Annotated in this window: 2 protein-coding genes and 2 pseudogenes; 1 reads left to right on the top strand and 3 read right to left on the bottom strand. The window is 69.7% G+C overall.

The window, feature by feature from the left end:
- Positions 1-93: 93 nt before the first annotated feature.
- Positions 94-621, top strand: a pseudogene (locus A9X05_RS32070) (phosphopantetheine-binding protein); the annotation flags it as partial.
- Positions 622-837: 216 nt separating this feature from the next.
- Here A9X05_RS32070 and A9X05_RS32065 read toward each other — a convergent pair.
- The 3 genes and pseudogenes from A9X05_RS32065 to A9X05_RS09695 form a co-directional block, all read right to left on the bottom strand.
- Positions 838-3,123: pseudogene (locus tag A9X05_RS32065) on the bottom strand (AMP-binding protein); the annotation flags it as partial.
- 417 nt (positions 3,124-3,540) lie between these two features.
- The gene (locus A9X05_RS09700) at positions 3,541-11,187 is read right to left on the bottom strand and encodes a non-ribosomal peptide synthetase (protein WP_067780937.1); all 7,647 of its coding nucleotides are present in this window, start codon (positions 11,185-11,187) and stop codon (positions 3,541-3,543) included.
- On the bottom strand, positions 11,184-11,606 hold a 423-nt coding region (locus tag A9X05_RS09695), incomplete at its 5' end, for a condensation domain-containing protein (RefSeq protein ID WP_156736600.1). The genes A9X05_RS09695 and A9X05_RS09700, both read right to left, overlap by 4 nt.

The following is an 11,606-nucleotide window of genomic DNA, read 5'->3' as shown; positions in this document are numbered from 1 at the left end:
CACGGCCGGGGCCTGGCGTACGGGTATGTGGGCCGGTCCGGGCTGTCCGCCACCCGGTTTGTGGCGTGCCCGTTCGGGGCGCCGGGGGCGCGGATGTATCGGACCGGTGACCTGGTGTGGTGGGGCCTCGATGGGCAGCTGCAATACGTGGGGCGCGTCGACGAGCAGGTCAAGATTCGCGGGTATCGCATCGAGCTCGGTGAAATCACCGCCGCGCTAGGCGATTTGGCGGGAGTAGAGCAAGCGGTGGTGATCGCCCGGGAGGACCGCCCCGGCGACAAACGCCTCGTGGGCTACATCACCGGCACCGCCGATCCCGCCGAATTGCGGGGCGCGCTGGGCGAGCGGCTGCCGGCCTACATGGTCCCGGCCGCCGTCGTCGCCTTGACCAGCTTCCCCCGTAACCTCAACGGCAAGCTCGACACCCGCGCCCTGCCACCGCCCGACTACCTCCTCCACGGGTACCGTGCCCCGGCCACCCTCGCCGAAGAGGTCCTCGCCGCGATCTACGCCCAGATCCTCGACGTCGACCGGGTCGGGGTCGACGATTCCTTCTTCGATCTGGGTGGTGACTCGCTGTCGGCGATGCGCCTGGTCGCCGCGGTGAACGCCAGCCTGGATGCGGCCCTGTCCGTGCGGGCGCTGTTCGAAGCACCGACGATCGGCCAGCTGGTATCCCGCCTCGACCAGGGCGACGGCCGGCTCGCGCGGGTGACGGCCGGGTCCCGCCCGGCGGTGGTTCCGCTGTCCTTTGCCCAGTCTCGGTTGTGGTTCCTCGACCACCCCGACCGGCACCGGGCGCAGCCACCCATCGAGGACGATGAACGCGGCGCCTGCGACCGGCGAACCAATCGCCGGTGCTCCCGACCCGGCCACCAACGGCGCGCTCATCGACACCCACATGGTGGTCTCGGTCGGCCCATACACGTTGACCATCGCCCGGCCCGGCGCCCACCGATCCACCACCTGCGGGGGACACGGTTCGGCCCCCACCACCAGCGCCGCCCCCACCCCTTGAGGCGAGAGCACGCCGAGCGCCGACGGCGTCTGGGTCAGTACGGACACCCGCTCGCCCACCACCAACGCCCGCAGATCGTCACCGCAGCGCGTCACCGCGTCGGGCGCCACCACCAGGTGTCCGCCGTGCAGCAGCGCACCCCAGATCTCCCACACCGAGAAGTCGAAGGCCAACGAATGGCATTGAGTCCAAACGTGTCCCGCACCCAACAAGTCACCCCCGGCCAACGCCGCGAACAGCTGCGTGACGTTGCGATGGGTGACCGCCACCCCCTTGGGCACCCCGGTCGTCCCCGAGGTGTAGATCACGTGCGCCACATCGTCGGGACCCGGCCCGACCCAGCCCGCGCCCGACTGCGCCGCAACCGCGGAATCGTCGATCTGCACCACCGCGCCGGCGAACCCACCCAGGCGCGACCGCAATCCCTGCCCCACGACCGCCGTCGCCGCCCCCGAATCGGCGAGCATGAATTCCGCCCGGCCCGGCGGCACGCCCGGATCGATCGGCACATACGCCGCCCCCGACTTCAGCACCCCCAGCAGCGCGATCACGGCCTCGCCCGACCGGTGCGCCAGCAACCCCACGCAGTCCCCCGGCCCGACACCACTCCCGACGAGCCGACGCGCCAACCGGTCGGACGCCGCGTCCACCTCCCGGTATGACCACGACCGGCCCTCACACGAGATCGCCACCGCCTCGGGAGTGCGTTGCGCCCATACCCCGAACAACTCCGGAATCGACCGTCCCGGCGCGCGATCAGCCGCGGCCGCCCAGTTCCCCCATCCGGCCAGCCGGGCCCGGTCCGGCTCTTCGAGGACATCGATCGACAGCAACCGCCGCGTCGTATCGGCGGTCAGCGCCACCAGCACTCGTTCCAAGCGGCCCGCCAGGTGGGCGGCCTCGAAGCTGGATAGGGGCCCCCAGGCGCCCGCCGTGCTGAGTGAGAGCCCGTCCCCGTCACCGGAGAAGATCAGCCCGAAACCGCTTGCCTGGCCGGAATTCGTGTAGGACGCCGAGGCGGTGACACCGCCGAAGGGCAGGGTGAAATCGGACGGGATGAAGTTGACGCTGACCCGCTCGGGCGGCCCGGCCGGGCCGCGGGCCTTGCGTTCCAGCGCCTGCACCGGAAACCGTTGGTGCTCAATGGCTTCGCGAATCCGGGTGTCGACGTGCAGGCAGAAATCGGCGACCGTGGATTCCGGCGCGACGCGCAACACCAGCGGCACCACCCCGGCGACCATGCCCGGGAGCGTCTTCGATTCGGGGCGCACTCGCCGGTTGACCGGGAAGTCGAGGACCACCTCCGAGCCACCACCGGTCCAGCCACGCACCAGCAGCGCGCACGCCGCGGTGATGACCGACGTCGGGGACACGCCCCACACCTGGGACAGCTTGTGGACCCGGCGGAGGATGCCGGAGTCCAACGCGACCGGCGCGGACGGCCAGGGATCGCGCTCACCCTTCGCGTGCGGGGCCTGATGGGGGGCCGCGTCGATCGCGGGCAGGTTCTTTACCCAGTACGCCTCGTCGTCGCGGTAGTCGCCGGACGTTTCGTACCGTGACTCGCAGTCGAGAAGATCCCGCAGTGACCCGAAGACGGGCGGCGGGATGGGCGCGGCGGAGACGATCGCGGAGTAGATGGAGGCGATGCGGTGACCGACGAGCGCGACGCCGGTTCCGTCGACGATGATGTGGTGGCAGCACGCGAACAGGTGAAACTGGTCCGCACGGGTCTGGAAGAGGGCGAACCTGAACAGCGGACCCGTGAACGGCATGGGCGTTCGCTGGATCGACAACGCTATCCGCCGGGCCTCTTCGATGGCGTCGCCCGAACCGCTCAGGTCATGAAAAGCCAGCTCGATGTCGGAGTATTCGATCGGCCGTTGGAGCACCTGGCCGTCCGCCTCGACGAAACAAGCCCGCGTCGGTTCGGCTTCTTCAACCGCTTGGCGGATCGCCCACTTCAGGGCGTCACGTTGGACCCTGCCGTCGATCCGGACGAAGAGGCCGATCTGCCACTCCGTGCCGGAGTGGCCCGTCTCCTGCGCGAGCCAGATGTCTAGTTGGCCGCGCGTGAGCGGAAGGGCTTGCTCACCAAGCTGCATCCAACTTCCCAACCATGAGGTTCACCGTTCAAACCCCCGGTTGACTGCAGCCGCTCGACCGAACCCTCCGCAATGCCCGTTCGGTTCCGCGTGATGGAGCGCACGCCCCCGGCGCGGTCCGCGTTCGGATCCTCGCCCCGGTTGCGACCCGTCGCCGACTAAGCCGGAGCCGCTGATGTCGTCATCGAACGGTCCGACGCACACAGTTTCTCCACCAACTTAGTCAACATAAGTGCAACAGTCCGAAAGATTAATCGAGGCCGAGTTTGTGCGCTAGAGGTTTCGAAAAAGTCTCAGCCGCCTTACAGCACTCCTCTAACCCCGCACAAAAGATACGACAAGGATGATTTAGCCCGGCAAACCGGATACACGGTTCGGGACGGCCCGCGTGGGACCGTCCCGAACCGGGGTGTCGTGCTAGAGCAGGCCGAGCAACTGCAGGTCGGTCACGTACTTAACGATCACCGCCGGCGAGATGTGCGGGATGTCGTTGTCCGTGCCGATCTTGGCTTCCTGCACTGCGGCGCGGAATCGATCGGTCGGGGCGAACGACCCGGTGGCCGGTTCGGGCGCCTGCAACTGGTTGTAGCCCGGGACCTGAAGCATCTGCAGGACCGAGTGCTTGCGCTGGCGCTCCGGCAACTCGCGCAGCGCGGCTTCGAACCGCTGCAGCCACTCCCCGAAGTCGTCGATGCGCTCGATCGGGTAGCCCGCCTCGATCAGCCAGTCGACGTACTCGTCGATCCCGATCCCGTCGTCGTGCGGGTTCATCACGTGATACGTCTCGAACCCTTCGACCACCTGCGAGCCGAGCGTGGTGACCGCCTCGGCGACGAACTCCACCGGCAGCGCATCGAAGTGCGAACGCTGCCGGTTGCCCTCGGCGTCCAGCTGGTAGAACGACCGCGGAGCGATGCCGGTGGCCACCAGGCTCAGCACCATCCGGGTGAACATGTCCGACAGGTTGAACTGGCCGGCGTAGCTGGTGTCGGACAGGATCATGTCGGAGCGGAACACCGAGACGGGCAGCCCGCACAGATCGTTGGCCTCGCGCAGCAGCACCTCGCCGGCCCACTTGCTGTTCCCGTAGCCGTTGGCGTAGCTGCCGTCGATCTTGCGGATCGGGCTGATGACGCGGATGTCGGCGTCTTCGGTGAACGCCGCCGGATCGATCTGGCGGCCGACGTCCGAGGTCGACACGTATGCGTACGGCTTCAGCCTGGTGGTCAACGCGATCCGGATCAGCTCGGCGGTGCCCGCGACGTTGGGGCCGAACAGCTCGCTGTAGGGCAGCACGCCGTTGACCAGTGCGGCCGAGTCGACGATCAGGTCGACGCTGTCGGCCAGCCGCTGCCACGTCTGCTCGTCGAGACCCAGGCCGGGCTGACCCTTGTCACCGGCGATCACCTCGAGGTGGTCGGCCGCGAGCTCCTGGAAGTAACGCAGCAGCTTCGGGTCACCGCTGTCGAACGTCTTCTCCAGCCGCTGACGCGCCTCCTCGTCGGAGCCGGCCCGCACCAAGCAGATCAGCTTGCCGCCCACCAACTCGAGCTGCTCGAGCCACTGCAGCGCCAGATAACGCCCCAAGAACCCCGTCGCCCCGGTCAGCAGGACCGTCCGCACCTCCGAGCTCGGGCCCGGCAGCGCGGGCGCGGCGCTCAGCGTCGCGGCGTCGATGAACCTGTCCAGCGTGAGATCGCTGGCGTACACCTGCGTGGCATCACGTCCATGCACGGAGGCAAAGCTGGCGCCGCCGTCCTCGGCTTCGCCCGCAGAGCCGGGATCGCGTTCGGCCCGGTGGGCGAGGCCCCGCACCGACGGCGCCTCGAACAGGGTGCGCACCGAGAGGTTGGCGTCGAGGGCCGTGTTGATCTCGGCGATCACCCGCATCGCGGACAGCGAATCGCCGCCCAGGTCGAAGAACGAATCCTCGACCGACACCCGCTGCAATCCGAGCACGCGGCCGTAGATGCCGGCCAGGGTCTCCTCCACCGGAGTGGCCGGGGCCCGGTACTCGCCACCGGTCTTCTGGTACTCGGGGGCGGGCAGGGCGCGCTTGTCGAGCTTGCCGTTGACGGTCAGCGGCAGCGCGTCCAGAGCGACGACCGCGACCGGCACCATGTAGGCGGGCAGGCGCTCACCCAGCTGGGCCCGAATCTGGGCGGGCTCGGCGGTGCCGGTGATGTACCCGACCAGCCGCTTGTCGCCGGGGCGGTCCTCGCGGGCGATCACCGCCGCCTGCTCCACCCCGTCCAGACCCGCCAGGGCGGCCTGAATTTCGCCGAGCTCGATCCGGTAGCCGCGGATCTTGACCTGCTCGTCGACTCGGCCCAGGTACTGCAGCTGGCCGTCGGCGCCCCAGCGCACCAGGTCCCCGGTGCGATACATCCGGGCGCCGGGCGCCCCGAACGGGCAGGCGATGAACCGCGAGGCCGTCAGGCCGGGGCGGCGGGCATAGCCGGACGCCACGCCGCGACCGGCGATGTACAGCTCACCGACGACGCCTTCGGGCGCCGGCCGCAGCCACTTGTCCAGGACGAACAGGGCGGCGCCGGGAACCGGGGAACCGATCGGCGCTGCCCCGTCCGCGCTCAGCGGCGCGCTCATCGCCGCGTACACCGTGCCCTCGGTCGGACCGTAGGCGTTGATCATCACCCGACCCGGCGCCCACCGCTCGACCACCTCGGGCGGGCAAGCCTCGCCGGCGACGACCAGGGCCATCGAGTCCAGCCCCTCCGGCGAGAGCATTCCCACCGCGGACGGGGTCTGGCTGAGCACGGTGACCTGCTCCGCGACCAGCAGCGCGTGCAGCTCCTTCGGGGAACCGGCCACCGCCTCGGGCACCACGACCAGCCGGCCGCCGTGCAACAGCGCGCCGAAGATCTCGTGCACCGAGACGTCGAAGACCAGCGAATGCCATTGCGCCCACACACCCGGGTCCGGCAGGTCGGCGTGCAGCTTCTCGAGCAGCTGAGTCGCGTTGTGGTGCGTGACCGCCACGCCCTTCGGGATCCCGGTGGTGCCGGACGTGTAGATCAGGTACGCGATGTCGTCGGGGGTCGGGCCCGGCAACGCCGTGGCGGGCTGGGCGTCGACCGACGCGTCGTTGACGTCGATCACCAACAGGTCGGAGCCGTCCAGCCGCGACCGCAACTCGGCCGTGGTGACGACGGCGACCGGTGCGGCGTCGGCGAGCACGAACTCGATCCGCGCCGCCGGGACCGCCGGGTCGATCGGCAGATAGGCCGCGCCGGTCTTCAGCACCGCCATGATCGACACGATCGCCTCGGCCGACCGGGACAGCAGCAGCGCCACGCTTTCGCCCGGCCGCGCGCCGTGCTCGGCCAGCAGGTGGGCCATCCGGTTCGCGGCCTCGTCGAGTTCGCGATAGCTCATCGAGTGGCCGTCGAACGTCAGCGCCAGCGCCTCCGGCGTCCGTGCCACCTGCTTGGCGAACAGCGACGGGATCGACGCCTTCGCGCCCACGGGCGCGGTCAGCACCGACCGGTTGCCCCAGCCGTCGAGGCGGGCGCGCTCGCCGCCGTCCAAGACGTCCATCGAGGACAGCCGCTGGCTGGAGTCGGCGGTCATGCCCGTCAGCACCCGCTGGAACCGCTCGACCAGCGACTCGATCCCGGCGGTGTCGAACACGCTCGTGTCGAACTCGACGCGCAGGCCCAGTTCACGGCCCGGCAGCGCCATCACCGAGAGCGGGTAGTGGTTGTACTCGCGGTTGGTGACGTCGGTGATCGCCAGCTCGTGGAAGCCCAACGGCACGCTGGTGTCGATCGGGTAGTTCTCGTACAGGAACAGCGTGTCGAAGAGCTGGTCGTGACCGGTGACGCGGTGAATCTCGTTCAGCGCCAAGTGCTCGTGCTCGATCGTGTTGTTGTGGGCGTTCTGCAGCTGCTGCAGCAGCTCGACCACGGTGGTGGCCGCGGTGATGTTGGCGCGCACCGGGACGGTGTTGATCAGCAGACCCACCATCGACTCGGCGCCGGTCAAGTCGGCCGGCCGGCCGGACACCGCGGTGCCGAAGGCGACGTCGTGCTGGCCGGTCAGCCACATCAGCAGCTGCGCCCAGGCGCCCTGCAGCACGGTGTTGATGGTGGTGTGGCAGGAGCGGGCGAGTTCGCCCAGCGCCCGCGTCGTCTCGGCTGGCAGCCGGTACGACTCGACGCCCCGCCGACCGAGGCCGAGCCGGGCCGGCGGCCCGACCAAGGTGGGCGCGTCGAACCCGGCCATCACCTCGGCCCAGGCGGCGCGGGCCGCCGTGCGGTCCTGGGCCGCGAGCCAGGTCAGGTAGCTGCGGTAGGACGCGGGCGCGGGCATCCGATCGCCGTAGTAGCTGGTCAGGATCTCACGCAGCATGATCGGCAGCGACCAGCCATCCATCACGATGTGGTGATTGGTCAGCACGAACCGGTGCCGGTTGTCGGCGGTGCGGATCAGTGCGGCGCGGAAGGCGGGCCGGTTGGCGAGGTCGCTGACCGCCGCCCGCTCGGCGGCGCAGAGCTGTTCGATCTTCGCGTCGGGGTCCAGGTCGTCCGCGCCGAGCTGGATGTATCGCCACGCCATCACCGGGTCAGCCGGGATGACCTGCACCGGCTCGCCGAACTGGGGGCAGAATCGGGCGGCCAGGTTGGGGTGCCGGTCGACCACGGCGTGCACGGCCTCGCGCAGCCGGTGCGCGTCGAGGTCCCCGGTCACGGTGATGCCGAGCTGCACGGCGTACACGTCGTCGCCCAGGTCGTGGGCGAAGCTGGCGTGGAAGAGGAGGCCCTGCTGCAGCGGGGTCAACGGCAACACGTCGGCGACCGCGTACTGCTGGCAGAGGTCGTCGAGCTGCTGCTGGCTAAGGCGAGCGGGCGCGATGTCTGACGGGGTGAACCCGCCCCCGCCGCTGCGCACGTGCGCGCAGATGCCGGCCAGGGCCTCGAACCACAGCTGGCTCAACCGGCTGACCTGCTCGTGGTCCAGCGCCGAGGGCGCCCAGGTCCAGTTCGCCTGCAGGTGCGGGCCGGCCTCGGTGTCCATGGTCCCGGCGTTGAGGTCGACGGTGTGCATCAACGGCATCGGCAAAGCCGCGCTGGCGGCGCCGGTGAACGACAGGCTGTCCTGGCTGATCCGCCACATCTCACCGGGCAGATCCGCCGCCGCGCCCAGCCGTCCCAGGTAGTTGAACCCGATGACCGGGTCCGACCCGTCCAGGTCGACGTCGGTATTGACGTAACGCAGCAGCCCGTAGGTCAGCGGGTCGGGCAGCGCACGCAGCTGCTCCTTGGCCTTCTTGACCAGCGCTCCCAGCGCCCGGTCACCGGCCATCACCTGCGCCCAGTCCAGTTCGCCGACGGTCAGCGCGACGGGGTACTTGGTGGTGAACCACCCTACGGTGCGCGACAGGTCGACGTGCGGGCCCAGCTCCTCGTGGCGGCCGTGGCCCTCAACGTCGATGCCGATCGGGGCGCCGGTGCCGACGAACCGCGCCCAGGCCAGCCCGAACGCGATCAGCAGGATGTCCTGGACCCCGGCGTGGAAAGCCGCGGGCACCTCGCCCAGCAGCGACCGGGTCGTCTCCACGTCCAGCGACACCGAGAGCTGCTTGGCCGTCTCGTAGGTGTCGACGTCGGGGCGCACCGCCGGCAACAGCGCCGGGGTCGCCGCGACCTGTCGCCACGCCTCGGCAGTCTCGACGACCTCGGGCCGCTGGGCGTGCTCCTCCAGCATCGCCGACCAGCGGGCGAACGAGGTGCCGCCCGTCGGTAACGCCACGGGCTGCCCGCTGTGGTGTTGGGCCCAGGCGATGTTCAAGTCTTCCAACAGGATTCGCCACGACACGCCGTCAACGGCCAGGTGGTGGATCATCAGCGCCAATTGGGCCGTGGATTCCGCCCACACGGCGCGGAACATGATGCCCGCGGCGGGGTTCAGCTGGGAGCGCGCCGCCACCAGCGCCGAGTCGGACAGCGCGTCGACGGTGTGCAGGCACGTGCCGGCGTCGACCGAGCCGACCTCGGGTACATGCATCGCCCAGCCGCCCGCGCCGTCGTCGTCGACCCGCAGCCGCAGCGTGGCGTGCCGGTCCAGCAGCGACTGCAGGACCACCTGAACATCGTCGCGGGTGACGCCGGCCGGGGCCTGCACCACCATGGTCTGGTTGAACTGGTCGGTCGGGCCCTCGACCTGCTGCAGCCAGCGCATGATCGGGGTCGCGGACACCGGGCCGATGCCCTCGTCCACTTCCTCGTCGTCGGTGGCCACGCGGGCCACCCGGGCCAGCTTGGCCACGGTCTGCTCGACGAAGACGTCGCGGGGCCGGCACACCACGCCGGCCGCCCGGGCGCGCGCCACCACCTGCATGGACAGGATGCTGTCGCCACCTAGGTCGAAGAACGAGTCGTCGACGCCGACCCGCTCCAGTCCCAGGACCTGGGCGTAGATCGCGGTCAGCGTCTCCTCGACGGCGGTGGTGGGTGCGCGGTATTCGCCGCTGGTCTTGTGGTACTCGGGGGCGGGCAGGGCGCGCTTGTCGAGCTTGCCGTTGACCGTCAGCGGCAGGGCCTCCAGCACCACGACGGCCGCGGGCACCATGTAGCTGGGCAGCCGTTCGCCGAGCTGGGTGCGGATCTCGGCCGGGTCGGCCGTGCCCGTCACGTAGCCCACCAGCCGCTTGTCGCCGGGCCGGTCCTCGCGGGCGATGACCGCCGCCTGGTCCACACCGTCCAGCGCGGCGAGCGCCGACTGGATCTCGCCGAGCTCGATGCGGTAGCCGCGGATCTTGACCTGCTCGTCGGCGCGGCCCAGGTACTGCAGCTGGCCGTCGACGCCCCAGCGCACCAGGTCGCCGGTGCGGTACATGCGCGTCCCGGGCGCCCCGAACGGGCACGCGATGAAGCGCGAGGCCGTCAGGCCCGGCCGGCGGACATATCCGGATGCCACGCCGCGACCGGCGATGTACAGCTCGCCGACGACGCCTTCGGGCGCGGGGCGCAACCACTTGTCGAGCACGAAGAGCGCCGCCCCGGGCACGGGCGAGCCGATCGGCGGCGCCCCGGACTCCGCCTTCAGCGGCGCGCTCATCGACGCATACACCGTGCCCTCGGTCGGGCCGTAGGCGTTGATCATCACCCGGCGCGGGGCCCAGCGGTCCACCACCTCGGACGGGCAGGCCTCGCCGGCGACGATCAGGGCGGTCGAATCCAAGCCATCGGGCGACAGCATCCCCACCGCAGACGGGGTCTGGCACAACACGGTGACCTTCTCGGCGACCAGTAGCGCGTGCAGCTCATCCGGCGATCCGGCCACCGACTCGGGCACCACGACCAGCCGGCCACCGTGCAGCAGCGGGCCCCAGATCTCCCACACCGACACGTCGAACACCAGCGAATGCCACTGCGACCACACACCGGCCTTCGGCAGGTCGGCGGGCAGTTTGTTCAGCAGCTGGGTGACGTTCTGGTGCGTGACCGCCACACCCTTGGGGGTGCCGGTCGTGCCCGAGGTGTAGATCATGTACGCGATGTCCTCGGGGGCAGGCCCGTCCAGCGCCGAGCTCGGCTGGTCTTCCACCGCCGGGTCGGCCACGTCGACGACCAGCAGGTCGAACCCGTCCAGGCGTGAGCGCAGTTCGTTCGTCGTGACCGCGGCGACCGGGGCCGCGTCGCCGAGCATGAACTCCATGCGGGCCGCCGGTACCGCCGGGTCGATCGGCAGGTACGCCGCGCCGGTCTTGAGAACCGCCAGGATGGACACGATCGCATCGGCCGAGCGCGACAGCAGCAGCGCCACACAGGCGCCCGGGCGTGCGCCATGGTCGGCCAGCAGGTGCGCGAGCCGGTTCGCGGCCTCGTCGAGTTCCCGGTAGGTCAGCGAGCGGCCCTCGAACTTCAGCGCCGGAGCCTCGGGCACGCGCGCGACCTGCTTGGCGAACAACGCCGGAATCGACACCGCACCCGTGACCGGAGCGGTCAGCACCTCACGGTTGCCCCACTCGTCGAGGCGGTCGTGCTCGCCACCATCAAGCAAGTCGATCGACAACAATCGCCGCCCCGCACCGACGGTCATGACTGCTCCTCCACATCTGCGGTCATGGCTTCAAGCACGCGCCTAAACCGCTCAACCAACCTCTCGATTCTGCCCGTGTCGAAGACTTCTGTATCGAATTCGACGCGAAGACTTATTTCGTGACCAGGCACGGCCTGGACCGACAGCGGGTAGTGGTTGTATTCCCGGTTTGTGAAACCGCTAATAGCAAGCTCATCGACGGCAGACAACGCTGCGGTGTCGATCGGATAGTTCTCGTACACGAACATGGTGTCGAACAATTGGTCGTGTCCCGTTACACGGTGGATCTCGTTGAGCGCCAGATGCTGGTGCTCGAGGGTGTCGTTGTAGGCGCTTTGTAGCTGGTTGAGCAGGTCGGCGATCGTGGTTTCGGCGCCGATCGTCGCCCGCACCGGCACCGTGTTGATCAGCAGCCCGAC

Source organism: Mycobacterium sp. E3298 (genome assembly GCF_001666895.1).
Classification (GTDB): domain Bacteria; phylum Actinomycetota; class Actinomycetes; order Mycobacteriales; family Mycobacteriaceae; genus Mycobacterium.
This window is presented reverse-complemented; position numbering and strand designations above follow the sequence as displayed.